Origin of the sequence: Enterococcus xiangfangensis (assembly GCF_005405365.1) — a bacterium.
GTDB lineage: Bacteria > Bacillota > Bacilli > Lactobacillales > Enterococcaceae > Enterococcus_A > Enterococcus_A xiangfangensis.
Window position 1 is genome coordinate 125,521 of sequence record NZ_BJDX01000001.1, and the last position, 26,441, is coordinate 151,961.

The window sequence follows — 26,441 nt, forward strand, 5'->3', positions numbered from 1 at the left end:
ACACACCCAATTTCTTTCTAAAGTTATAGATAAAAATCAAAAATCATTTTGCTATTATTTAATTAATATATTCGTAATCATTCGGTGCTTGTTGAGGGATCTCTTGATAATCATCTGTCCCACCAATAGGATCCTCTGCGACCTCTGCTTGTGTATCATCCGAAGTAAAGCTCAATCGATAAATCGACCACTTGTCATCATCCGGACCATAGAGTTGCTCAAATTGCGCATAGTTTAATGCATTGTAATCTTCTAGTGGTCGGTTACTGATTACATACTGGACACCCAATTTTTTACAATCGGTAAAATTAATATTGACGGTAAAGTTATCTGGTCGATCTAGATGGAACTTCGTCTTATCGGCAGTAATAAACGCCCGTGTATGAGCATACCGATTATAGATCTTTTCATTCTTGCGTTTAGGATCAATCTTATGCCACAATTTCATGTCTGGATAAAAGCGTACAGAGTTGATCGTTTTTACGCCTAATGCCGGAGGAAAATTATAAAGATCTCCTTCAGACAACCACACAGCATTTGGATCTTCATTTTTAATCTTGATGATCTCTTCAGCTAATACTTTCTTGTCAATCGCTCCTGTACCATGAACGACTGGATTGACAAAAATACCAGATGCTAAGACGACCACACTCATTGCAATCAAAAATGTTTTTTTCAACTTGAATAACAAACTAAAGAGAATCAACGCAAAGACTACTAACGTTGTAATCATTTCAAGTTTATTGAAATATAGCCCCATTACAGAAGTCGTTAAAGAATGTGTTGCCAAAACAATGACTAATCCTAAGAAAACTAATTTTAGCCAACCAGGAATCTTTGCATATTGCCAAATAAAATTGATCATCCACAGTGATAATAAAACCGTGCCAAAACCTAAAGTTACTAATCCTCGTGTACTTGTTACGTACGTCAACATCAATGCTTTCGCAAATCCATGACTATAGCCAAAGAAAGTCCAGCCAAAAATGAAACAACAGAATAAACCTAAGATTATACCGAGATATTTTTCTTCTTTGCCTCGTTTAGAAAAGAAAATGAATGGTGACAAAAGAATTGTTAATGGAAAGAAATTGAAATAAGAAGCGATTTCTCCATTATTTGTCCCATGAAAATCAAAATCATTAAACGGAATCTTCCAATTGGTTAAAAATAGAAAATAGTCAGAAGGTGGACGCCCACCGCCACTAGCTTCGCGTTTCCCTGGATATATCGTGTTAAGCGTTGCGTCAATAGCCTCTTTTGAAGTACTGTAAAAATGAGATAGGACAACCCCGATGATCCCCAGTCCACCAATAATGATCGGCAAATCCCAGATATCTAATACCAGCTCTTTCCGGAAGTGAATCAGTATCCCAAACAGCCAGAAAAGTATCAAGTATACTAAAGGAACTTGATGAGCTGGATATAAAACTAAGACAAAGCCGATTCCATTGATAACGATTAATGCCATCATCGCCAACCTCAATCGGACCTTCTCATGCTGCGCAATGAAATGATAAATTCCTACCATGATTGCTAGTGTAAAAAAGATTAAATCTCCCACATGCTGCATGAACCACCATTGGATTGCTGGCGAAAAAGTGATCCAGAAAGATCCGAGCAATGATAAATATTTATTCCGTTTCGTCAAAATCATGACTAATTCAAAACTTAATAAGAGCATTCCGATAATTTTAAAACCCCAATAAAAAGACAAGCCTCGTTCTTTTCCTAAAAAGAGAAAGCCCCAATTGAATGGTTTCCCAATCAATGTTAAATCTTTCACTGGTGAATTGTAGGCAATGATCATGTTCTGACCTTCTTTACCATACTGCTTATTCACAACTGGATAATCACTTTCAGCTTGTGAAAAATAAAAAGGTGTCTGGACCATCCATTCATCCGAGCGCACTTCTCGATTCTCGCCAAAAATTACATCAGATGTCTTGTCATCGCTACGCTCTGAAACAATTTTATCCCAAGAGCCGATTGAACTTCCATTCAAATTCAGTGCAACGATAATGAACAGAAAAACTATACCAATGATGTAACGAAAACGAATAATCTGATCAATGATCCAAATAAAAGGATTCGTTCTTTCATAGGATTCTTCACTGATTCGCTTTTGTGTTCTTGTCTCCATTGTCTCCCCCTGCGATTAAAAATTTAAATGTGATTTTTCCGTAATTAAAGTTTCCAGTTAAAATTTGTTTACAGCCGCGCAAAAATAATTGTCGCTGATATTGCGAAAGCAGTTGTGTATTATAAAACGAATAATAGCGCCTTTCAGCAGATAAAATGGCTTGATAGCGAGAGAAATTCATTTGCTCCGCATAATTTAAAACTGATAATTGATGATGTAATTTTTGCGATAAAATGCTGATTTGTTTCTTTTTAATGAAAATCTCCCAACTCAACCAATGGTCCAAGTAGTCTAACGGAAAATCTAAGTTATAGCCGCCGATTTCTTGCAGGAAACTTACCCGTAGTGCTGTCGCTGAGTTGATCACCATAATATCTTGCGAATATGTTTGATTGCCTTGAGGCAACGTGCTATGTAATGGTCGCAAAGTATCGCTGCGGACCGGTGAAATCTGTTGTTTCTGATCTTTTATCACAGGAGCAATCGCTGCAGTTGCTTCTGCAGATTCTAAAGAAGTTTTTATTAGTTCTTGTAAATATTCTTTTGTAAGGATCGTATCTTGATCGAGTGTTACCAGCCAGTCAGTTTCATCACTGCATTGGCTCAAAGCGTAATTATAGGCTTGTGCCAAACCGACATTTGACGGGCTATGATGATAATTGAAGCGTCTGTCTAATCCTTCGGGTTCATTAACTTGCTTGCTGTTATCGAAAATCAAGATTTTTTTTATTTCAGGAAAAGTCTCAGAGGCAAGCAGCTTGTTCAAACTGGTGATCGTCGACGATTCTAAATAAGTCATCTGATATAAAACCACTACTAGTTCAAACAAACTTCTTACCTCCAAATCTTTTGATTTATTGTTTTGCTTCTAATTCAAGAAAGCTAGCTAGGGCTTCTTGCCACGTTGGGATCTCAAAACCAAGTACTTTTGCTTTGCTTAAATCCATCACTGAATATTGCGGACGAGTTGCTTTTTGCGGATACTCTGCTGAAGTTACTGGTGCTACTTCCACTGCGGTATCTTTCAAGATTTCTTTTGCAAACTCATACCATGAACAGCTGTTTTCATTTGATAAATGATACACGCCAAATGGTGCTTTTTCTGCAATCACAAATGTCATGAATTCAGCTAAAGTCCGGGTCCAAGTTGGACGGCCGAATTGATCGTTTACGACAGTCAAATGGTCATGGGTCTCAGCTAATTTTTGCATTGTATAAATGAAGTTGTGGCCGTAAATACCAAATACCCAAGAAGTACGGATAATATAATAATCGTCCATGATCTCTTGTACCGCTTTTTCACCTAACAATTTTGTTCGGCCATATTCATTCAATGGATTAGTTGCCGCGTCCACTTTATACATGCCGTCTTTGTTATTGCCGTCAAAAACATAATCTGTACTGATATAAACTAATGTTGAGCCGGCAGCTTTAGCCGCTTCGGCTACATTGCGCGTACCATCAACATTGATTTTTTCATCTAGTTCTTTGCCTTCATCTTCTGCTTTATCGACAGCCGTATACGCTGCGCAATGATAAATGATTTCTGGCTTCATTTCAGTGATGAATTTATAAGTACCTTCTTTATCTGTAATATCCAATTGGTCTGCATCGGTTGAGACATACTCGATATTTTTTTCATCCAACAAATGACGCAGTTCTGTTCCTAATTGTCCATGTCCACCTGTGATTAAGATCATTTACCTCTACTCCTTTTATTAAACTATTTTTCTGTAAAGTTGGTCTGCTATTTTTATCTAAACTTCAAAAAAATCAGCAAAAGAAAAACCGATAAAAAAGGCAGGATCTCCCTGCCTATTTCAATTTGTATTATTGGCCGTTTTTCGCGTAATTACTTTCAACCGCTTCTTTTTCAGCACTCCACCAATCTTCATGCTCTGTATACCAATCAATGGTATCTTTCATTCCCGCACGGAAATTAGTAAATTCTGGCGTCCAACCTAACTCTTCACGTAATTTAGTCGAATCGATCGCATAACGTAGATCATGACCCGCACGGTCTTTCACGTGATCGTAGGCATCTTTTGATTGACCCATTTCTTCTAAAATAATTTCCATTACAGTTTTATTGTCTTCTTCGCCATCAGCACCGATCAAATATGTCTCGCCGATTTTTCCTTTAGTCAAAATCAACCAAACAGCTGAAGAATGATCATTAGTATGGATCCAGTCGCGAACATTTTTTCCGTCACCATATAATTTTGGACGGATTCCTTTTAAAATATTCGTAATTTGGCGCGGAATAAATTTCTCGATATGTTGGTATGGGCCGTAGTTGTTTGAACAATTTGAAATCGTTGCTTGCAAACCAAATGAACGAACCCATGCTTTGACTAACAGATCTGAGCCGGCTTTGCTTGATGAATAGGGGCTTGAAGGGTTATAAGGTGTTTCTGCCGTGAATTTCTCGCCTTCACCTTCGCCATGACCAGGTAGATCTTCTCTTAAGGGAAGATCGCCGTAGACTTCATCAGTAGAAACGTGATGATACCGGACATTGTGTTTGCGACAAGCTTCAATCAATGTATAAGTTCCAATGATATTCGTTTGGATAAACGGAAATGGATCTTTTAATGAATTGTCATTGTGCGATTCTGCAGCATAATGAACCACCGCGTCCGTTTTTTGGACCAAACGATCCACTAAATCAGCGTCAGCGATATCGCCCACAACTAATTCTACTCGATCAGCAGGTAGACCTGCTAGATTTTCTCGATTGCCTGCGTAAGTTAATTTATCCAAGACCGTCACGTGGACTTCTGGATGATTATTTACAACATAATGAACAAAGTTAGAGCCGATAAAACCCGCTCCACCGGTTACGATAATATTTTTCATCAATAATTTACTCCTATTTTGTATTAAGTAATCATTTTTCTAAAATCAAAAAATGAATTTGCTGCTCGCCAGTTGCTAGGCTGATCTAGAATGGGGCTAGCGTTCTAGATTTCACCGTAAACGAAAGGATTTTCTGCTTCAAATTCCTTCAAAGTTGGTTGTTTGGCATCTTTTTCTGATGTGATCGCCTTTTCGATTGCGATCGGCCAATCGATTGCTAACTCTGGATCGGCAAATGAAATACCACCATCCGCTTCTGCATCATAGTAGTTATCGCATTTGTACATGAAATTGACATTTGGCGTCAGTGTTACAAAACCATGTGCAAAACCGCGAGGAACCAATAATTGACGGTGATTGTGTTCTGAAAGAATATAGCCTTCCCATTTCCCATAAGTTGGACTGCCTTTACGGATATCTACGATTACATCAAGCACTGCACCAGTCACTACACGAATCAATTTAGTTTGTGCAGATTTGCCTTTTTGAAAATGCAAGCCTCGTAAAACGCCTGGTTGTGTCGATAATGAATGATTGTCTTGAATAAAGTCAAAATCAATTCCAGCCGCTTTGAAGTCCTCCACTGAATAACTTTCAGTAAAAAATCCGCGATGATCGCCGAAGACAGCTGGTTCGATAATTTTGACGTCGGTTAAATTAGTTTCTGTTACTTTGATTTTTCCCATGATTATTCCTCTTCTGCTAAACGTAATAAGTATTGACCGTATTGGTTTTTCTTCAATGGTTGTGCTAATTCTACTAATTGTTCTTTCGTGATATAACCCATCCGATAAGAAATTTCTTCTAAGCAAGCCACTTTTAAATTTTGACGTTTTTCAATCGTCGAAATAAAGGTCGATGCTTCTAATAACGATTCGTGCGTGCCTGTATCTAACCAAGCAAAACCACGGCTCATTACTTCAACGGATAGTTTATTCCGTTTCAAGTATTCCTTATTGACGTCGGTAATTTCTAATTCTCCGCGTTCTGACGGCTGAATATTTTTTGCGATCTCAACAACATCGTTATCATAGAAATACAACCCAGTCACTGCATAATGTGATTTTGGTTTTTCTGGTTTTTCTTCGATTGAAACAGCTTGCATGCCGCCATCAAATTCTACGACACCAAACCGTTCTGGATCATTTACGTGATAACCGAAAACCGTCGCGCCTTCAGTTTTCTTTGCTGCTCGTTGCAACATACGAGAAAGACCATCGCCATAATAAATATTGTCACCTAAAACTAGGCAGACGCTGTCGTCGCCGATAAATTCTTCGCCGATAATAAATGCTTGTGCCAAGCCATCCGGACTTTCTTGTACCGCATACTCAATATGGATCCCTAATTCACGACCATCGCCTAAAAGATTTTCAAAACGCGGTGTGTCTTGCGGCGTTGAAATGATCAAAATCTCATTGATCCCAGCCAACATCAATGTGGACATTGGATAGTAGATCATCGGTTTATCATAAACCGGCATTAATTGTTTTGATGTTGCTTTAGTTAACGGGTACAAACGCGTACCGCTGCCTCCTGCTAAAATGATTCCTTTCATGCGTACACTTCCTATTCTTAATGGGTTCATTTCTCTTACCGATCCGACTTTCTGCCAGATGAACAATTTTTTTGCATTTGCGGATCAACTTTAAAAACCGTTTGGTAAGAGATTCTTTTTTTCCTCATCGCCAACTGATTGCTGACTTTGACTGATAAAAGCAAAATCATGATTCTTTCAATACATACGATAACATTATACCTGATGTTAGGTGTTAGAAAAATCGTTTTATTACTTTTTTTTAACTTCCTTTATTCTTTCTCTGACTAAGCGCAACGCATTCCAGCGCCATTTGAATTGCTGGATCCGCGAAGCGGTAGTTTTGATTTCTGACGCATTCAATCCATGCCTGCGATAATAAACTAACGGATCGGGAATAAAAACGACGCCATGATAATAATCAGCCAGCAAGCCAATCCACATATCGTGCATTGGAACAGTCGGTGGAATCGGCAAAATAATTGCTTTGAATTCTGAACGAAATGCCATCCCAGCACCGATATAACTGCTTTTAACAAGGTTGTGCCAAAATCCCGCACGGGTGCGGCGCATCGCTTGATAAGACGGCGCTAAAACTTTAAACTCATTGTCCACGATAACCAAATCAGACACAACGACTTGTGTTTGCGGATTTTCAAAATACGGCAGCATTTTTTCTACTTTATCCGGCTGCCAAACATCATCTTGATCACTTAAGAAAATAATCGAGTGCGTACTTTGCTGAATGGCATTGGTAAAATTTGCGATTACGCCTCTTCCCTTATTTTGAAAAAGTTTGATTCGCGGCTCTTTGGCTTTTAATTCTAATAAAAATTCCCACGTTCCATCGGTTGAATGGTCGTCGGAAATAATCAGCTCGTCATATTCTGAAAGTTGTGGGAATATGCTGTTCAATTGTTCTTCAATAAAGTGACGGCCGTTGTATGTTGCCATACAAACGGAAATTCTCGTCTTGGACCGCTTATCCATTCCCTACCTCCATCATCAAAAAAATTGCCAGCCCCACTTATGAAAATATTTTCCCATGGACTGTAAAAAAACAAAAAATAGTTTGCGGCTTTTGACCGCTCCGCGTTCGTACAAGTGCACTACTGAAAATTGCGGACTATACATCACCTGATATCCCGCTTGTTCTACTTTGCGACAGAGATCGTTGTCTTCAAAATACATAAAGTAGCGCTCATCAAAGCCTGCGATCTCATTAAACTTCGCCAAATCAACTACCATAAAACTGCCTGAGATCATTCGGACATAGCTGTCTCGATCATCTGGCAAGTCACGACATTCAAACTTCGCCAAACGTTTATCAAAAAGCTTTTTGACAGACTTAAACGGAACAAAACGCAAAATATAATCAAAAACATTTAAATGATCACGCATCAAGTATTGAGTCGTTCCATCTTCATTTAAAATCATGGGCGCTAATAAAGCACAATTCGATTGTTCAGCGAGGTGCTCAACCATTTTTTCCAGTTGATTTTCTGAAAGAATAATATCTGGATTAAAAATGATTCCATAGCCAGATGTGTTTAACAAATTGACATTATGACCAAAACCGAACCCTTTATTTTCATCATGAAAATTGATCGAGACAAAGGGATATGCAAGATAGCTACTCAATCGTTTGCGATAGCCCGCTTCTGAAGCATTATCAAAAATCTTGATTTGAATCGTCTGGTTTTCACCCAACGTTTCGATCAATGCATCCAGACTCGAAAAAATCTTGTCACTGTTGTGGGTCACGATGCTGACCGTCACATTTCTATTATTGCTATTCATAACGGACGATAACACTCATTTCTTGAAATATTTATGCAGCACTTGCAAACGATAATCTTTGTTGCCAAAGAAACGAAAACTTTTTGTAATAAAACTATATTTCTCGCTGATCAAACCGATCAGTTCCAAAAGGAAAGTCAGCGCAAAAAGCATCGCAACAATTAAAACAATCGTTCCTGCACGACTCGTATAATTTAACAATAACGCAGTAAAAGAAAACAATACGGCAATCGCATAGATCGTTAAAACGGCTCCGCGATGAGTAAAGCCCAGATTCAACAACCGATGATGCAAATGCTGTTTGTCTGCTGCTGAAACCGACATATTTTTAGCTTTCCGCCGCACGATTGCGAAAAATGTATCTGTTACCGGGACACCTAAGATGATCAACGGTGTGATCAAAGAAATAAAGGTCACATTTTTCAACCCTTGTAATGATAATACTGCAATCATGAATCCTAAAAACAATGCACCAGTATCGCCTAAATAGATCTTGGCGGGATGAAAATTATAAGGGAAAAATCCCATGATACTCGCAACCAAACAAAAGATAGCCAACGAGATATAGACTGTTGAGGCATGCAAAAAGAAATACCCGATAACACCAATCGTTGTCAATCCAATGATCGATACTCCTGAAGCAAGTCCATCCAATCCATCGATCAAGTTCAATGCATTGGTGATTCCATAGATCCAAAACAATGTCGCTGGTAAACTCAACCATTCAAGATTGATTCGACCAAGCAAAGGCGCGGTAAAGAAATTAAAACGGATTCCCGCAAAATAATAAATGACCAATGCAGCCAATAAAATGCCAATACTTTTTTGTCTAGGTGTAAGTTCATATTTGTCATCAAGCAAGCCAGTGATCACAATGATCAGACCGCCTAACAAAATTTTGCTGATATAATCAAAAGGAATCACTTCACGGAATAAAACCAATGAAGAAATAGCAAACGTTATAAAAATCGGCAAACCACCCGCACTAGGCATGGGTACTTGATTCATTCGACGTGCATTAGGATTATCTACCAGCCCAGTCTGGACCGAAATTATTTTAAAAATTGGAGTTAATATCAATGCAATCAAGAATGTTAGAAAATACCTGACGATCAGCCCGAAGGATACTAACATGTTGCCACCTGCCCTTTTTTTCTAAAATTATTATATAGGATTCAACATTCTTTACAAGGTTCTCTTAAAAACTTACAACAAAACATGAGATTATTTTTTCTTAATAAAATGATCCTTTAATTTATTGAACCATTTGTTTACTCGATTGGAGCCTTCTTTGACTTCTTGACCTGTCAGGTACTCTTCGATCGTCACATTCAGTATTCCACCTAAAATGATGATAGTCGCCGCAAAATTTAGCCAAAACATCAAAACGATAAAACTTCCAATGATTTGATAGCCGGAAACCCGTTGAGCAAACGTCTGAGCATAGAGACTAAAGACTTGCGCTAAGACGATCCAGCCAATCGTTGCAAAAATCGTTCCCGGCAAGGCAAATTTCGGATGTACTCGTGCATTCGGGATCACGATATACAAACCCCCTAAAATTACTAACAGACCAACTAATGTTACTGGCCAACGTAAAGTTAAAAACGTATCGATAATATCTGGAGAAAAATGCAACAATTTCTGCAAGGCATCTAAAATTACTTGTCCTGCACTAAAAAATAGAGCAACCGCTATGATCGCCATCATAAAAATGCCCACAATCCCGACGGATACAATTCGACTGATGACAAAATTCCCACGCTTTTCAACACCATAAGCTCGATTCAATGCCGTTTGCAACGCATTGATCCCACGACTAGAAGACCACAACGCCGCTAAAACAGAAAGCGACAACATACCGCCTGACGTGTCTTCTAACAATCCGGTGATCGCCGGTTTCAAAAAGCTGAAAACATTCGGCGGGATCGCTTCGCTTAAATAAGGCAAGACGACTTCCGGCGTAATATTAAAGTATGGCAACAAATTCCCCACAATAATCAGCAGCGGAAAAAAAGACAGCAACAAATAATAGGCGACTACCACTGAGCGGTCGCCTATTTCTGTTTCTGTTAGATGTTTTCGGATCGTTTGGATAAAACCCATTAATTTCTGATTGTTTTTAATTTTATCTATTGGTCCCATAAAAACCTCGTCATCCTAATAAGTTCCTTCTTCACCTTGTGAAGTTAAAATTTTGGGTCCTTCTTTTGTAATGGCCAATGTATGCTCGTATTGTGCACACCATCCGCCGTCACGCGTATAAGCTGTCCAACCGTTTGGATCCATTTTCATCTGCCAAGCACCAGTATTGATCATTGGTTCGATCGTAATGACCATGCCTTCTCTTAAACGCAACCCTTTGCCAGCCACACCATAATGCGGAATCGCTGGTTCTTCATGGATCGTAGGCCCAATGCCGTGCCCGACAAAATCTCTAACAACAGAGAAGCCTTCTCCTTCAGCATACGTTTGGATGGCATGACCAATATCGCCGATTCGATTGCCAACTTGAGCTTGTTCGATTCCTAAATACATTGCCTTTTTAGTTACTTCCATTAGGCGTTTGATTTCAGGTTCAACTTCGCCGACTGCATAAGACCAGCAAGAATCAGACATTGCGCCTTTGTATTCAACACACATATCAACTTTGATCAAATCACCATTTTTCAACGGTTTTTTTCTTGGGAAACCGTGACAGATCTCATCGTTGATACTGCAGCAAGTTGCGTATTCATAACCTTCAAACCCGATTTGAGCGGCTGTTCCGCCATGACTTTCAATAAAGTTTCTAACAAATTTTTCAATATCCATACTAGTGATTCCCGGTTTGATGAAATCTCGTAAATGACGATGGACATCAGCCAATAATTCGCCTGATTCATTCATCATTTCAATTTCGCGGGGTGATTTTAAAGTAATCATGTTCTCGTCTCCTAGTTCCTTTTATAATTTCTGCAAGTATTTGTCAACGGTTAAAAAACTAGACAAATATCCTTTTTCATCTTGTTTATTTTAACATAACACTATAAAGCGAACAAATGGTTAACGAGCCGTGATTTCCTTTTGATTTTTATTTTGATATAATGACCATAAATTTAGCTTAAAACTAAGGATGTCTATTCAACTTTTAGCAGTCCGATAAGAAGAAAATTTGGTTGAATTGTCGGCGTGAACGCTTTAATTGAATAATAGACGACATTCGGAATGAACTAATTTTTCCTTGGAAAATTAATTCATTCAAACGAATAAGGAGGAATTTTTTTTGACATTAGCAAAAATTGTTTATGCCAGCATGACTGGAAATACCGAAGAAATCGCCGACATTGTCGCAGAAGCCTTCGAAAATTTAGATCTTGAAGTCGAAATCGACGAATGTACACAAGTCGATGCAGAAGATTTTGAAGCGGCCGATATTTGTGTTGTCGCTACTTATACTTACGGTGAAGGCGACTTGCCTGATGAGATCATGGATTTTTATGATGACTTGCAAGAATTAGATTTAAGCGGAAAAATTTTTGGCGTATGCGGCTCAGGTGATAGCTTCTACGATGAATATTGCAAATCCGTCGATGATTTTGATGCCGCATTTATAAAAACTGGAGCGACTCGCGGAGCTGATAGTGTAAAAGTTGAAATGTCTGCAGAAGAAGAAGATATCGAAAACTTAGAAGCGTTCGCCAAAAAAATCGCAGAAGCAGCTTCATAGTTCAAAGAGAGTCTAACAAAAGCAGACAGAATAAGAAGAAATTTTCTAAAATTGATTCTTAAACTTTTATAGAATTTTGACTTTTTTTGCGGAAGTTGCTAAACAAGGGGTGTGACAAGGCTTTAGTCGCACCTTTTTTGTTATTCTGATATTCATAATCGAAAAATATCTTATGTTTCATTTGAGCACCTTTTCTTTTGAGAAAACCTAAGAAATGCTAAGATAGAACTATTGAAACGGAGGGATAGAGATGGTTTTACCAAATTTTGAAACACTCTTACAAAAATATGCCCATTTGATCGCTAAAGTGGGCGGAAATGTCCAAAAAAATGATACCGTTGTGGTTTATGCCAGCGTTGAGCAAGCAGCTTTAGCACGGTTAGTTACTAAAGAAGCCTATCAATTAGGAGCCGCTGAAGTTATCGTTCAGTGGAACGATGATACGATCCAACGAGAATTTTTAAGCCATGCTTCTGACGAGCGAATCACGACTGTTCCTGCCTACAAAATTGATGAAGCAAATACGTTTGCTAAAAATCGGGTCACTCGCATCAGTATCGTCTCACAAGATCCGGATGCATTAGCAGGCGTCGATACTAAACGCGTGGCTTCTTTCCAAGCGGCGCGCGGAAAAGCCCTGCAAGCAGTCATGGAAGCAACTCAGTCTAATAAATTACGCTGGACGGTTGTAGCCGCAGCTAGTCCTGCTTGGGCTCAAAAAGTTTTTCCAAATACTTCCAGCGAAAAACAAGTGGACCAACTTTGGGATGAAATCTTCAAAACGACGCGAATCTATCACGATGATCCCGTCCAAGCTTGGGCAGAACATGATGCTGCAATGCGAAACCAAGCAGAACGTTTAAACAAAGAACAATTTTCTGCTCTTCATTACACTGCACCTGGCACAGATATCGTGATTGGTCTACCAGATAATCATATTTGGGAAGGTGCTGGAAGCTTCGCTGCAGACGGCAACGAATTTATGGCAAACATGCCGACAGAAGAAGTCTTCACCGCACCAGATCGTAATCGTGTCGATGGCTATATCACTAGCACAAAACCCTTGAGCTATGCGGGAACGACACTGACTGAAATGAAATTTACTTTTAAACATGGGCAAGTAGTAGAATTTTCTGCTAAAAATGGAACAGATGTGCTGGCTTCATTATTGGATATCGACGAAGGTGCCAAACATTTAGGCGAAGTTGCGCTAGTTCCTGATCCTTCACCTATTTCTCAATCAGGAATTACTTTCTTCAACACTTTATTTGATGAAAATGCATCAAATCATTTAGCACTTGGCGCCGCTTACCCCTTCAGTGTTGAAGGCGGAACTGAAATGACAAAAGCCGAACTTGCTACTGCTGGATTAAATAGCAGTCAGACTCACGTCGATTTTATGGTCGGATCTGATCAAATGTCTATCGATGGCATTCGCAAAGACGGATCAAAAGTTCCAATCTTTAGAAATGGTGATTGGGCTTAACAAAAAACCACTTAGGAAAATCTTCTAAGTGGTTTTTGTATTTCTGACAAACGATTTTATTTCTTATTTCAACGATCTAAAACCGTCCATACAAACTTAAGCAATTTAATTTTTTTGACACAAATTTGGCACAAACAAAAAAGAAACCTTTTAAAATACAGGTTTCTAGCATCAAATAAATGTTCCCGACTGGAATCGAACCAGCGACCTATCGCTTAGGAGGCGATCGCTCTATCCTACTGAGCTACGAGAACATGACCTTATCATTGTAGCGATTTTCACTTATTTTAGCAAGATGACTTGATCAAATTTACTCAAGTCATTCGCTAAAACTAAGCGCTAATCGGATAGCGGCTAAAGAAAGGAAAAGACTCATTTGCGTCTTTTCCCTTTCTTATTTTTATTTTTTTTCTTCGGTTCGCTTTGTTTGACCGGTTCTTCTGTTAGCAATTCCCCGCCAAATAGATAGATTGGTGCAAGTGTCAATTCAAGCTTTTTCGCGATTTTTGTTAAGTCGGCTTTTTCTTGCGGCGTCACAAACGTGATCACAACACCGGTATTTCCCATCCGGCCAACTCGACCTGCGCGATGCAGATAGCTTTCTTCGCTTAACGGCACGTCAGCATTGATCACAAAAGGCAATGCCTCAATATCCAAGCCGCGACTTGCCAAGTCTGTCGTCAGTAATCCCAAAACTTGATGTTTTTTGAATTGTTCGATCGCCGCTTTACGTGACATCTTCGCTTGATCTGATGCGAGACTTGCAACTGGTAAATGATGGAAAAGTAATTTTTCTTCTGCACTCCCCATGTCGTTTAGCTGATTGAAAAAGACCATTCCCCAAAATACTGGCAGATTCAGTAAACGGCGTAGTTGGTCAACTTTTTTACGTTCGCTAACTTCCAAATAAAAATGTTGGACATCGCCTTGGCTATCGTCTTCTTTTGAAACATCAACGATCAATAAATCCGTTTCAAATTGATTCAGCTCAGCCAAAACAACATCTGCTGTTGCGGAAAAATATAAGCGTTGCGTATGATTATCAGCCGCCTTCAATATTTTTTGGACCAGCTGCAAACTTTGGCCTTGAACCAACTGATCTACTTCATCAAAAACGATGGTTTTGATGTTGGGTGCTTTGATTTTTTTTGCTGTGATCAATTCAAAGACACGGCCAGGCGTTCCGATCAATACTTCTGGTTTTTTCTTTAATGCTTCTTGTTGACGTTTAACATTTGCGCCGCCAATTAGCGGTTGAGCTTTCATTCCTGAGCCTGCTAACCACTTGCGAGCCACTTCAACGACTTGCATCGCTAATTCTTGAGAAGAAGTTAAAATCAGCAGCTGGCTAGGTTTGCCTAATTCCAGCTGGTTGAACAATGGCAACAAATATGCCAATGTCTTGCCGCTGCCAGTCGGTGCGATTCCGACTAAATTTTTTCTTTCAGTGATTGGCGCAAATACTTCTGCTTGGATCAATGCAGGCTTTTGAAAACCTGCGTCTTCCCAATTTTTTTGTAAAAAGGGAACAAATTCCTGATTATTCATGGTTTCCTCTATTTCTCGTCAGCATCGAAAACGATACCCGCGCTTTTTCTCATATCATAAATCACTTGGTTCACGTTACGGGACAATTCAACCCATTCTTCATAATCAGTACCTAACTTATGATTGGTCGGATTCAAGATGACTTTAGCAAAATTTTCTGCCTCTTCCACCATTGGATTTTCCAATTGATGGACGTTCAATTTTTTGATTTGCTGATGATTGCGGTCGTGGAACTCTGCTTCATCAATCGAATTGATCGCATTCATCACTAACGTTCCATCTGTTAAATAAATCTCAGCTGGTTGGAAGCTGTCACTGATTTTACCCGTTCGAATCGTCACATCAAAATGATCGTAACGTAAGATCCCTGTCCCGCTGCCATCAACTCCAGTTGCAATCTTTTGAGCATAATACACACTTTCCTTTGGTATGCCAAACCAGGCTAATGCTGCATAAACTGGATAAATACCTAAATCAACTAACGCGCCGCCTGAAAAATGAAGCGAAAACACATTTGGTTCTTGACCAGCTAAAACTTGATCGTAGCGGGAAGAATATTTCATGAAGCTAAAATCAGCCCCAAGGATATGATTCTTCAATGGCAGAAAATCTGCGACTGTTTTAAATGCTTGCTCATGGATATTTCGAGCCGCTTCAAAAAAGAAAACTTTTTTCTGATTGGCTAATTCAATGATTTCAGCCATTTCGTTTGGTGTTGAAAATGCTGGCTTTTCAACGATGACATTTTTTCCAGCTAAAATTCCTTGTTTTGCTTGTTCAAAATGTAAACTATTCGGTGAAGCGATATACACGGTATTCAGATGTTCGATATTAAAAAATGTATCAAGATCGGTCGCGTACTCCACATCGCCATATTTTTCACCAAATTTTTGGGCCGTCTCTAAGCGCCGTGAATAAACTGCTGCTAGTTGATATTTCCCTGTCTCATGCGCTGCTTGAACAAATTGATCGGTAATCCAATTTGTTCCGATGATACCTAACTGAATCATGCTTATTCCACCTTTCACTGATTTGGATCAATAAATTTTTGTTTCAAATCAAAGGGCACCGCCGCTTTGATTGAAATTGTTTCCTGGTCTACTTCACAATTATACGCTAAAACTTGGACGCCGTCTGCCACAGCCAACTTTATTGCGTCATAAAGTGCCGGCTGCATTTTGCGATGAATGGTTGCGACGTTGATAATTGGAAATTGAACGACAAACAAAACATAGCAGTGATAGCCCCTCTTTTGCGCTAAACGCAATTCTTCTACATGCTTCAATCCCCTCAATGTCGGTGCATCAGGAAAAGCCCCAATCCTGTGATTTTCCAAGGTCATTCCTTTAACTTCAACGAACCCTTTTTCTTGCTGGTCTGTCTCAAAATAAATATCAAATTTTGAATGTTCAAAGGTATACTCACGTTTCAAATAAGTGACGTTCCCGCTCAATCCAGGTAAGTCGATTGTCCCATTCAAAATACCTTCAGCAGCTAATGGATTAGGTATTTGCGAATCAAGATTGACCCACATCTCGCCTTTTTTTACTGCAACAAGATCGTAAGCCGTTTTTCGTTTTAGGGATGGTTGATAATTGACTGCCACCAACGTATTTGCTAGCAACAATTCTTTACTGCGTCCGGTATTTTTCACATGGGTCACGACTACTTCCCCTGTCTCTACTAAACGACAATGAGCAATGAAACGATTGGTTCTTTCAATAAAAATAGCCAGTTGAATGGCAGAATAGTTCATTTTCTATCAGAATCCTTTTAAAAAGTTAAATAGTCCTTAAGTTGGATGGTAAGATTACAGACTTTATTATATAGTATAACAAAGTAAGTAAAAAAGCCTAATCGTTCATTTTTTTGCTAGTTTGGCAATAAAATTGTTTGGTTCAACTTGTTGGTTTAATTCGCTGAAATTGAGAAAGGAGTTTTTTGATGAGATTGAAATGGCCTGTTTTCCTCAGTGCGACATCGCTTGGTGTAGCCGCGGTGGGTGCAAAATTTGCCCGAAAACGTGAAGCAAAGGACTTGAATAATAATTATGTCGGTTCTTGGACATTTACTCATCCTAAAGACCACAAAACTCATACTATTACGATTTATCCAGATCTTGCGATTGTTTTAGATGGTGCTGCCATCATCTATCAGCTGATCGAGTTGAGCGAACAAAAATTAGCGATTCAAGATCAATACGGTTATCATCTATTGATCCAAACAAAAAATGGCACCCCGGCCACACTTTATGATGAATTAGAAGATGCATCATTTCCAATCCACCTGCTGAAAAATTAGTAAGCGGTGTCTATTTTTCCATTCAAAAGATTGACTCGTGCAAAAGCTGATGACACCATCTTGTCTTGTTCGATATCCAACCTAAAATTCAAGAAATCGCTGAACTCTTTTAATTGAGATCTCAGCGATTTTTTTAACAAATTTTGTATTTATTTTAGCACGTTGCGTTTCTCATTCATTTTTAATATATTTTTTTCATCAAAAAACAATGACAATCCTTTTTGAAATTTTTTCTTACTTCCCATGTTATTACTGAATGGATATTTTTAAAGAAAAAAGCTAATCAAATGGAAAAAAAAAGATTTATTTGGTAAACTTAATCTGATATGCTTCGTTATGAAAGGATGAACATCAATGACGCCAAATCGCGAAGATTACTTAAAATTAATATTAGAATTAGGTGGCGATAAAGAAAAAGTTAGCAATAAAAAGATTGTTGCTGGTTTATCCATTTCCGGAGCTTCTGTCAGCGAGATGATCAATAAGCTGGTAAAAGAAGAACTTGTTGAACACTCTCCTTACCAAGGCGTTCAATTGACGCCGACCGGTTTAGAAAAAGCCAGTACACTCGTTCGCAAGCATCGCTTATGGGAAGTTTTTTTAGTCGATCATCTTGGCTACTCATGGAATGAAGTCCATGATGAAGCAGAAGTATTAGAACATGTGACCTCTTCCCAGCTAGAACAAAAATTAGATAATTACTTAGACCATCCCGCCTTTTGTCCCCATGGTGGAATGATTCCACAACAAGATCAAACGGTCCACGAAAAAGAACGTCAAACGCTGGTAAATTATCCTGAAGGAACGAACATTCGAATTGCTCGTGTCTTAGATGAAAAAGATTTATTGGATTACTTGATGGAGCTTGGCATAAAGATCCATGAGGACTATACGATCACAAATATCGCGGCTTATGAAGGACCCATCACTTTAAAAAATGAGCAAAAAGAAGTTTCAATCAGCTACAAAGCAGCCTCAACGATTTTTGTCGACGCATTGTAAGGCATCCTCTGCTTTAATGCTGATGTAAAAATAAATTTCCAGTTTGGAAAAAATTCTATTCATTAGTTTGGAAAAAAGATTTTTAGTTAGAAAGTAAAGAATGCATTTTTGAAAATAATTATATAAATTAGGAGTGAACTATATGGAACAAGCTGCATTATTCACCATTTTTGGTGGTACTGGCGACTTAGCACAACGCAAACTTTATCCTTCGTTGTTTCGCCTATATAAAAAAGGAAATCTCGCCGATCATTTTGCGGTGATTGGTACCGCTAGACGCCCTTGGAGTGATGAACATTATCGAGAAATCGTTCGCGAGACAATCAAAGATTTAGCTCCAACTGACAAAGAGGCCCAAGAATTTTCTGAGCATTTTTATTATTTGTCACACAACGTCAACGATACAGCTCATTATGATCAACTGAAAGATTTAGCGGATCAATTAGATGAAAAATATGAACTGCAAGGGAATCGGATATACTACTTGGCCATGGCACCGCAATTTTTCGGTACGATCGTCAACCATCTGAAATCACAAGCGATTTTGACGACGACTGGTTACAACCGTTTGGTGATTGAAAAACCATTCGGCTTTGATTACGATTCAGCAAACGAATTGAACAATCAAATTCGAAATGTCTTTCCAGAACAAGATATTTTCCGAATCGATCACTACTTAGGCAAAGAGATGATCCAAAATATCTCGGTCATCCGGTTTGCGAATAATATTTTTGAGTCGCTTTGGAACAATCGCTACATCGAAAATGTTCAAATCACATTTTCAGAAGCATTAGGTGTAGAAGACCGCGGCGGTTATTATGAACACAGCGGTGCGCTAAAAGATATGGTACAAAATCATATCTTGCAAGTGGTTGCTTTGCTAGCCATGGAAGTCCCTACTTCTTTTTCTAACAAATCGATCCGTGAAGAAAAAGTCAAAGTTTTACAAGCTATCCGTCGTTACGATTCTGAAGAGGTTTTGCAAAATTTTGTACGCGGTCAATATGGCAAAGGAATGATCGATGGCAAAGAATACATTGCCTACCCTGACGAACCAAATGTCGCTGAAAATTCTTTGATGGAAACATTTGTCGCCGGAAAATTTTTGATCGATAATTTCCGCTGGTCTGGCGTACCTTTTTATGTTCGGACTGGAAAACGAATGACTGAAAAAGGGACCCGAATCAATGTCGTCTTTAAACAAGTTCCTATCAATGTCTTTAACTTTGAGCAAGAAGAAGCAGAAGGCGAAGAACTGCCGCAAAACATTTTAACGATCTATATTCAACCAACAGAAGGCTTCTCACTGACTTTAAATGGCAAAAAAATCGGCCAAGGTTTCAATACAGAGCCAGTAAAATTAGACTTTCGTCAAAGCGCTGAAGTGACTGAAAACAGTCCTGAAGCGTATGAAAAATTATTGCTAGATGCTTTGCACGGTGACGGCACCAACTTCTCTCATTGGGATGAAGTAGCAAATTCGTGGGAAATCGTCGATCGGATCCGTAATACTTGGGATCAGACCACACCTGGCTTCCCAAATTATGCAGCTGGAACAATGGGACCGCAATGCGCCTTCGATCTTTTGGCTAAAAATGGTCATGAATGGGCTTGGCAGCCAGATCAATGGTATCGCGAACGCGGTAAATTAAAATAAATACGATTAAGAGGATGTGACAGGAATTTTGTCACATCCTCTTTCATAAAAAAAGTCATGCCGAGAATTCTCAGCATGACTTTTTTTATTATTCCAATCCTTCAGCGACAGCTTCTGGATAGTTTTCTTCCACGATTTGCGCACATGACGCACATAGATGTGGTAATTTTTCATCTTCACCGACTGTCGTCCGAACTTGGCGGCAGCGATCACAAACTTCACCCTCAGCTTTTTCAACTAAGATCGCTACATCATCAAATACTAACGCATTTTCTGGTGCAGCTTCTTTTGAAATACTGAACGAATCTGGTGAAACGATCAATAATTGAGCCAAATCTGCATCTAGTGCAGTTAATAAAGCTGCAACTTGTTCATTCGGATAGATCGTTACTTTTGCTTCTAACGATTTTCCAATCACTTTTTCCTTACGAGCTTCTTCCAAAGCTTTCAAGACTTCATCACGGAATTCCATAAAGGCTTTCCAAGTATCTAACAATTCACCTTGATTAGGAAACTCTTCATAGCCAGGTAATTCTGCTAATTGAACATATTCTTCTTCTTCTTTCAAATATGTCCAAATTTCTTCAGTTGTATGTGGAATGATCGGTGTCAATAGTTTCGTCAATGCAACGGCTGCTTGATAGAAAACAGTTTGCATGCAACGACGTTCATAGCTGTCTTCAGCTTGAATATATACAACATCCTTTGCAAAGTCCAAATAGAATGAAGATAGATCCACTGTTAAGAAGTTGACAACTGTTTTGTAGATTTGCGTGAAGTTGTATTTATCATAGCCGTCTTCACGAATCGTTTTGATCACTTCATTCAAGCGTACTAACATGTATTTATCGACTGAACGCAATTCATCGTAAGCTACTGCATGTTTTTCTGGTTCAAAGTCCGTTGTATTTGCTAATAAAAAGCGCATCGTGTTACGGATCTTCCGATAAACTTCAGAAACTTGATTCAAAATATCCATCGATACTCGAACATCTGCTTCGTAATCCACGCTGCTGACCCATAAACGTAAAATATCTGCACCCATTTGTTTGATTACTTTTTCAGGAGCGATCGTGTTGCCTAGCGATTTACTCATCTTGCGGCCTTCGCCATCTAATGTGAACCCTTGAGAAAGAACCGCTTTATACGGAGCAACGCCATTGATTGCTACACTTGTTGTGATACTTGAGTTAAACCACCCGCGATATTGGTCAGAACCTTCTAAATACATATCCGCTGGGAACGTTAGATTTTCTCTCTGACGTAAAACAGCTTCGTGAGAAGAACCTGAATCAAACCAAACATCCATGATATCTGTTTCTTTTGTAAATTCGCCATTTGGTGAACTTGGATGAGTGAAACCAGCTGGTAATAAATCTTTGGCTTCTCGTTCAAACCAAATATTTGAACCATGCTCAGCAAATAATTGAGCAACATGTTCCGTTGTTTCTTTTGTAATGATCGCTGAACCATCTTCACCATAGAAAATCGGCAGCGGCACGCCCCACGCACGTTGACGAGAGATTACCCAGTCGCCGCGGTCACGGATCATATTGTATAAACGAGTTTTCCCCCATGGAATGATCCAATCAACTTTTTCGATTTCGTCCAAGATATCTTGACGGAATTTATCAATTGAGGCAAACCATTGCGGCGTTGCTCGGAAAATAACCGGTTTTTTCGTCCGCCAATCATGCGGATAACTATGGGTGAAGAACGTTAATTTCAACAAAGCGCCCTTTTCTTCCAAAAGTTTTGTGACCATTGGGTTGACTTTGTCATAAAAGACGCCTTCAAACCCTGGTGCTTCATCAGTCATCACACCACGATCATCTACTGGTGAAATGATATCGTTGCGATATTTCTTCCATGCAAAATAGTCGTCTTCCCCATGACCAGGTGATGTATGTACCAAACCAGTACCTGCATCTAATGTTACATGGTCGCCTAAGATAACTAGCGATTCACGATCATAAAATGGGTGTTGGGCAGTCATGTATTCAAGTTCTTTACCCGCAACTTCTTTGATTACTTTTGGCTCGTTCCATTCTAATTCTTCAGCAACTGTGGCTAATAAATCTTTTGCAACGACATATTTTTTGCCAGCGACTTCCACAACGACGTAAGTGTATGCAGGATTGACCGAGATTCCTTGGTTTGCTGGCAATGTCCATGGTGTTGTTGTCCAGATGACAAATGAAGTATCTGTGTCTAAAATTTCTTTTCCGTCTTTTACTTTGAAAGCGACAAAAATCGATGGTGATTTCACATCTTTATATTCGATTTCAGCTTCTGCTAACGAGGACTCACTTGATGGTGACCAGTAGATTGGTTTAAGTCCTTTATAAATATAGCCTTTTTCTGCCATCTTACCAAAAACACGAATTTCAGCTGCTTCATAATCGGGTGTCAAAGTGATATACGGATTGTTCCATTCGCCGGCGACGCCCAATCGTTTGAAATCTTCTCGTTGTTTATCTACTTGTGACAACGCATACTCTTCACACTTTTGACGGTATTCAGACATTGTCATTTCTTTGCGTTTGATGCCTTTATTTGTAAGAACTTGTTCGATTGGCAGGCCGTGTGTATCCCAACCAGGTACGTAAGGCGCACGATAGCCAGACATTGATTTTGAACGAACGATGATATCTTTACTGATTTTATTTAATGAATGTCCGATATGGATATTCCCATTAGCATATGGGGGCCCATCATGTAAAACAAAGGTTGGTTTACCTTCATTTAATTTTTGACGTTTTTCGTAAACATTATTTTCTTCCCAGTCTTTTTCCCATTGACCTTCGCGATTTGGCAAATTGCCGCGCATTGGGAAACCGGTTTTCCCTAATTGAAGTGTTTCTTTTGTCTTCACTATCGATCGTCTCCTCTTGCTGTTTTACTTTTCATTTTAGTAAAAATAATTTTGTTTGGAACAGTGAATGATTTATTCAACAAATTGGCTGCTCCATTTCTAGCCGCAGTTTGCTGCTGCACTTATGATCTCACTTACCATTACACAGTTAGTGAAAAAATAAGGCAAAAAAAACAAGCGCATCCGCAAAGGGACGAGCTTGTCGTGGTACCACCCAAAATTTGAAACCTAAGTTTCCTCTAATCATCGTTAACGCAATGACGCGTCGACTGCTACTAGTGTTCACAATCGAATAATCTAGAGGATCTTTCTAATTAGAGGGTCTGCCGAACTTTCACTGTCATCGGCTCGCTCAAAGAATCTAATTAGCTTTTCTGTTCTAGAATCTAATCTTCGTCTGATTTGATCAATTCAGGAATGTCAATCGTCAATCCCATATCTTCTTGCGGTTCAGCATCAACAATTGGTTCATTTGAGTCTACTGCAACCTCTGCCCCATTGTCAAGTTCATTAGCTAAAACTTCTCGTAAAACTTCATGACCATTGCCAACATATGCTGACATTGGTTTTAAAATTTCTTCCCAATCTCCGCTGCGAGCTTGATCTAATTGCGTTTCTAACAACAACAATAATTGTTGATGGAACGTCCGAGTTTTTTTCTTCAAATCATTCGTTTCAGCTGCTAATTGACGCGCTTTAGCAGTTGCATCGGTTAAGATTTCTTTCGCTTTGTCTTCAGCCGTTGTCGTCAATAAGTTAGCTTTTTGAACAGCGTTAGAGATCAATTCATCTGCACGGTTTTGTGCAGAGCTGACAATGACTTCAGATTCTTTGCTTGCTGAAGATTTCACTTTGTCAGCAGTATCTTGAGCTACTACGATTGACTGGTTCAAGGCCTCTTTCAGTTCATTGAAGTATTCCAATTTTTCTTCTGAGTGTTTTAAGGCTTTTTCTAATTCACGATTTTTTGCGATACTATCTTCATAGTCGCGAACGATCATATCTAAAAAATCATCGACTTCATCTTGATTATAACCACGCATTTTGGTGGAGAAATTTTTATTTTGAATATCTAATGGAGTTAATGCCATTTCTGTTCACCTCATAAATTTATTTTCGTAAAACGCCTAAACGCAAACGGATTTTTTCTTTCTTTGTTTTTCCTTCTAATCCTTGGATCTGGATTCGTCCATACCCGCGAACTGAAACGACATCTAATAAATCAAGCAAGTAATCTGGCCGTTCATTCACAGACCAGTTTATTTTCACCTTGCCGGCTTCGACCAATTGTTTCGAGCGTTGACGTGAGATATTATATACAGTTGAAATAATCGAATCTAGTCGCAACGAACTTGCTGTAGCGGTCTCTTCTATCCAGCTATCTTTTGGAACGATAATATCTGTATACGGACGTTCTTCCAAATGAACTGTCACACGGCCGATTTTAGTTACTTGACTTTCAATGTAACTAGCCGATTCTTTAGCTAAAAAGATTTGCCAACGATTGCCGTCAGAAATAATATCGCCAAAATAATCGCGCTTGATTCCTGCACTCATCAATGTCCCTAAAATTTTTCCATGTGAAAGTTCTGTAAATTTTTGCGGATAATTGATCTCAATCATCACCAGTTCAAAATCATCGATTTGCGGTTCGTAATAATCAGGATAAATCATACAGCGACAACGTTCTGCTTGTTCATAGCCGCCGTAGAAAGAAAATTTTAAATCGCTATTTTCGCGAATCAAAGTTTCTAGAATATAAGCTTGCCGCGGATCTAAAAAATTCGTCAAATAAGGAGCGTACTGGCTTTCAACTTGTTCTAACCAATCGCCAACACTGTCAACAAATGGATGCTCTTCTGGTCTAAAGTGTTGATAGACATTTGCATTCATACTGCCACCTCCTTAAAAAATAAGATTAATCAGAATTTTTTGTAAGACCTCCATCACAATATTTAATGCTAAGATTGCGACCATGATTGAAAAATCAATGCCGGCAAATTGTAACGGCAAACGTCGAAACAAATTAAGAAACGGTTCACAGATTCGGCCTAAAAGCTGCCCAAATCTGGATTGATAGGCTCCAGGGAACCATGACATCAACGCATAAACGACTAAAAGAATTGTATAGAGATAAACTAGTCGGTTCAATACATTGAAAAGTGTAATAAGTAAATTCAAATAAGGGTCTCCTTTACATTTCTAATCCATAAATATCGTCATCGACCATTGAGCTCAATGCCGAATTCGTAATTTCAACATTTGTTGGTGTACATAAAAACATTTCATTTCCAACGCGTTTGATGTCGCCATCGATCATGAAAACGACCCCAGTTAGAAAATCTACTACACGGCGGGCTTTCATTTCGTCAAGCGATTGGAAATTGATCAAGACGACTTCACCTTGGCCAACGCGTTTTGCAATCGTCATCGCTTCATTGTAAGCTCTCGGCTCAACTACTGAAATACGCTCTTTGCGTTTTTCTTCCATTTTTGGTGCAAACCGTTGTGTCCGACTGCTACTGTTTGGCATAGAAACGACTTTTTCATTTTTCTTTGGTACTGGTGTGCTTTCAGCTTTTTTCGCCACTGCTTCTGCACGTCGTTTTGGCTGAGGTTCAGCAACTGGCTGAACAGTTTCTTTAATTCTTTCTTTTGGACGTTCTTGTTTTTGATAGGTAGAACGTTCCTTTATTATACGTTCCTTTTTAGGTGCGCTTTTTTGTGGGCGGCTAACCTGCTTCTTTGGGGCAGGTGCTGGTTCATACATCATATCATCATCTGCTAAACCAAAAAAATCAGTGATCTTTGCTAGACTAATTCCCATTAACTTTACCTAACCTTTCTTAAATAGTGCCGTTCCAATACGAACAAACGTAGCACCTTCTTCAATTGCCGTTTTGAAGTCTTGGCTCATTCCCATACTCAATTCTGTGCAGGGAGCGTATTGCAAGTTTTGTTCTTTCACACTTTCTTGAAGCTGCTTCAAGGTAGAGAAGATCTTTCGAACATCTTCCTGACTCGCTTCATAAGGAGCCATCGTCATCAAACCGATCACTTTGATCTTATCCAAGTCTTCTAATTCTTTGATAAAAGAGTGAAGCTCTTTCGGCTTGATTCCTTGTTTTGATTCTTCGCCTGAAACATTCACTTCAACAAAACAATTTATTGGATGTGCTGCACGTTTTTGAATTTCTTGTGCTAAACGTAAACTGTCTAATGCGTGAAAATAATCAATTTCATTTATAATCAATTTTACCTTGCGGCGCTGTAAATTGCCAATCAGATGCCATTTAATTTGCTGATGATGTGAAAGATCCTGCTTTTTTTCTAGTAATTTATCTACTCGGTTTTCTGCTAGATCAGTCACGCCTAATTCAACGAGTTCATTTGCTGTTATAGAGTCGACACTCTTGGTCACTGCAACCATAGTAATATCCTGTGGGTTACGTGAAACAAGAGCACACGACTCCTGAATCTCTTGCTCGATTCTATGCAAGTTTCCAGCGATCATGTGCTCTCCC

General features: G+C 39.0%; 25 protein-coding genes and 1 tRNA gene. 5 read left to right on the forward strand and 21 right to left on the reverse strand.

The window, feature by feature from the left end; all coding sequences use genetic code 11:
- Positions 1-58: 58 nt before the first annotated feature.
- The 11 genes from FFM68_RS00620 to map form a co-directional block, all read right to left on the reverse strand.
- Positions 59-2,143 (reverse strand): DUF7657 domain-containing protein, encoded by a 2,085-nt coding sequence (locus FFM68_RS00620; protein WP_137617518.1) that lies wholly within the window; start codon positions 2,141-2,143, stop codon positions 59-61.
- On the reverse strand, positions 2,112-2,972 hold the full coding sequence (locus FFM68_RS00625; RefSeq protein WP_137617519.1) for a glycosyltransferase: 861 nt from the start codon (positions 2,970-2,972) through the stop codon (positions 2,112-2,114). Before FFM68_RS00625 ends, FFM68_RS00620 begins: the two co-directional genes overlap by 32 nt.
- Positions 2,973-2,997: 25 nt before the next feature.
- A complete protein-coding gene (gene rfbD, locus FFM68_RS00630) occupies positions 2,998-3,843 on the reverse strand; it encodes a dTDP-4-dehydrorhamnose reductase (RefSeq protein WP_137617520.1) in 846 nt (281 codons plus the stop codon).
- Between the two features lie 130 nt (positions 3,844-3,973).
- Complete coding sequence (gene rfbB / locus FFM68_RS00635) at positions 3,974-5,002, reverse strand: dTDP-glucose 4,6-dehydratase (protein ID WP_137617521.1); 1,029 nt, start codon at positions 5,000-5,002, stop codon at positions 3,974-3,976.
- A 104-nt stretch (positions 5,003-5,106) separates the two neighbouring features.
- Complete coding sequence (gene rfbC, locus FFM68_RS00640) at positions 5,107-5,688, reverse strand: dTDP-4-dehydrorhamnose 3,5-epimerase (RefSeq protein WP_137617522.1); 582 nt, start codon at positions 5,686-5,688, stop codon at positions 5,107-5,109.
- A 2-nt stretch (positions 5,689-5,690) separates the two neighbouring features.
- Positions 5,691-6,560 (reverse strand): glucose-1-phosphate thymidylyltransferase RfbA, encoded by an 870-nt coding sequence (gene rfbA / locus FFM68_RS00645; protein WP_137617523.1) that lies wholly within the window; start codon positions 6,558-6,560, stop codon positions 5,691-5,693.
- Positions 6,561-6,791: 231 nt separating this feature from the next.
- Positions 6,792-7,529, reverse strand: a complete 738-nt coding sequence (locus tag FFM68_RS00650) for a glycosyltransferase family 2 protein (RefSeq protein WP_137617524.1) — start codon at positions 7,527-7,529, stop codon at positions 6,792-6,794.
- A gap of 15 nt (positions 7,530-7,544) precedes the next feature.
- Positions 7,545-8,339, reverse strand: coding sequence for a glycosyltransferase (locus FFM68_RS00655; RefSeq protein ID WP_137617525.1), 795 nt, complete (start codon positions 8,337-8,339; stop codon positions 7,545-7,547).
- A 15-nt stretch (positions 8,340-8,354) separates the two neighbouring features.
- Positions 8,355-9,473 carry an MraY family glycosyltransferase gene (locus FFM68_RS00660; RefSeq protein ID WP_137617526.1) on the reverse strand — a complete coding sequence of 373 codons (1,119 nt, stop codon included), beginning with the start codon at positions 9,471-9,473 and terminating at the stop codon, positions 8,355-8,357.
- A 90-nt stretch (positions 9,474-9,563) separates the two neighbouring features.
- Complete coding sequence (locus FFM68_RS00665) at positions 9,564-10,484, reverse strand: YihY/virulence factor BrkB family protein (protein WP_137617527.1); 921 nt, start codon at positions 10,482-10,484, stop codon at positions 9,564-9,566.
- 15 nt (positions 10,485-10,499) lie between these two features.
- On the reverse strand, positions 10,500-11,264 hold the full coding sequence (map, locus tag FFM68_RS00670; protein ID WP_137617528.1) for a type I methionyl aminopeptidase: 765 nt from the start codon (positions 11,262-11,264) through the stop codon (positions 10,500-10,502).
- A gap of 340 nt (positions 11,265-11,604) precedes the next feature.
- Between map and FFM68_RS00675 the strand changes: the two genes are divergently transcribed.
- Both FFM68_RS00675 and FFM68_RS00680 read left to right on the forward strand, forming a co-directional pair.
- Entirely contained in the window at positions 11,605-12,048 is a 444-nt protein-coding gene (locus FFM68_RS00675; RefSeq protein ID WP_137609808.1) for a flavodoxin, read from the forward strand.
- Positions 12,049-12,298: 250 nt separating this feature from the next.
- The gene (locus FFM68_RS00680) at positions 12,299-13,534 is read left to right on the forward strand and encodes an aminopeptidase (protein WP_137617529.1); all 1,236 of its coding nucleotides are present in this window, start codon (positions 12,299-12,301) and stop codon (positions 13,532-13,534) included.
- A 180-nt stretch (positions 13,535-13,714) separates the two neighbouring features.
- Here FFM68_RS00680 and FFM68_RS00685 read toward each other — a convergent pair.
- From FFM68_RS00685 to sfsA, 4 genes are all read right to left on the reverse strand, one after another.
- A tRNA-Arg gene (locus FFM68_RS00685) sits at positions 13,715-13,788 on the reverse strand.
- 118 nt (positions 13,789-13,906) lie between these two features.
- Entirely contained in the window at positions 13,907-15,082 is a 1,176-nt protein-coding gene (locus tag FFM68_RS00690; RefSeq protein WP_137617530.1) for a DEAD/DEAH box helicase, read from the reverse strand.
- An 8-nt stretch (positions 15,083-15,090) separates the two neighbouring features.
- Positions 15,091-16,092, reverse strand: a complete 1,002-nt coding sequence (locus FFM68_RS00695) for a Gfo/Idh/MocA family protein (RefSeq protein ID WP_137617531.1) — start codon at positions 16,090-16,092, stop codon at positions 15,091-15,093.
- A 14-nt stretch (positions 16,093-16,106) separates the two neighbouring features.
- Positions 16,107-16,838 (reverse strand): DNA/RNA nuclease SfsA, encoded by a 732-nt coding sequence (gene sfsA / locus FFM68_RS00700; RefSeq protein WP_137617532.1) that lies wholly within the window; start codon positions 16,836-16,838, stop codon positions 16,107-16,109.
- A gap of 188 nt (positions 16,839-17,026) precedes the next feature.
- On the opposite strand from sfsA, the gene FFM68_RS00705 reads away from it, so the two are divergent.
- From FFM68_RS00705 to zwf, 3 genes are all read left to right on the forward strand, one after another.
- Positions 17,027-17,383, forward strand: coding sequence for a DUF4828 domain-containing protein (locus FFM68_RS00705; RefSeq protein ID WP_137617533.1), 357 nt, complete (start codon positions 17,027-17,029; stop codon positions 17,381-17,383).
- Between the two features lie 354 nt (positions 17,384-17,737).
- A complete protein-coding gene (gene efaR, locus FFM68_RS00710) occupies positions 17,738-18,385 on the forward strand; it encodes a transcriptional regulator EfaR (RefSeq protein WP_137617534.1) in 648 nt (215 codons plus the stop codon).
- A gap of 142 nt (positions 18,386-18,527) precedes the next feature.
- On the forward strand, positions 18,528-20,042 hold the full coding sequence (gene zwf / locus FFM68_RS00715; RefSeq protein ID WP_137617535.1) for a glucose-6-phosphate dehydrogenase: 1,515 nt from the start codon (positions 18,528-18,530) through the stop codon (positions 20,040-20,042).
- Positions 20,043-20,130: 88 nt separating this feature from the next.
- Here zwf and ileS read toward each other — a convergent pair whose 3' ends face one another.
- The 6 genes from ileS to FFM68_RS00745 all read right to left on the reverse strand — a co-directional run bounded on the left by ileS (position 20,131) and on the right by FFM68_RS00745 (position 26,431).
- Positions 20,131-22,917: an isoleucine--tRNA ligase gene (ileS, locus tag FFM68_RS00720; RefSeq protein WP_137617536.1), complete on the reverse strand. Its 2,787-nt coding sequence runs from the start codon at positions 22,915-22,917 to the stop codon at positions 20,131-20,133.
- Positions 22,918-23,303: 386 nt separating this feature from the next.
- The gene (locus FFM68_RS00725; RefSeq protein WP_137617537.1) at positions 23,304-24,008 is read right to left on the reverse strand and encodes a DivIVA domain-containing protein; all 705 of its coding nucleotides are present in this window, start codon (positions 24,006-24,008) and stop codon (positions 23,304-23,306) included.
- A gap of 19 nt (positions 24,009-24,027) precedes the next feature.
- Positions 24,028-24,810: a YlmH family RNA-binding protein gene (locus FFM68_RS00730; RefSeq protein ID WP_137617538.1), complete on the reverse strand. Its 783-nt coding sequence runs from the start codon at positions 24,808-24,810 to the stop codon at positions 24,028-24,030.
- A 12-nt stretch (positions 24,811-24,822) separates the two neighbouring features.
- Positions 24,823-25,098, reverse strand: a complete 276-nt coding sequence (locus FFM68_RS00735; protein ID WP_137617539.1) for a YggT family protein — start codon at positions 25,096-25,098, stop codon at positions 24,823-24,825.
- 13 nt (positions 25,099-25,111) lie between these two features.
- Positions 25,112-25,744 (reverse strand): cell division protein SepF, encoded by a 633-nt coding sequence (locus FFM68_RS00740; RefSeq protein WP_137617540.1) that lies wholly within the window; start codon positions 25,742-25,744, stop codon positions 25,112-25,114.
- A 9-nt stretch (positions 25,745-25,753) separates the two neighbouring features.
- Positions 25,754-26,431, reverse strand: coding sequence for a YggS family pyridoxal phosphate-dependent enzyme (locus FFM68_RS00745; RefSeq protein WP_137617541.1), 678 nt, complete (start codon positions 26,429-26,431; stop codon positions 25,754-25,756).
- Between the last annotated feature and the right edge of the window lie 10 nt (positions 26,432-26,441).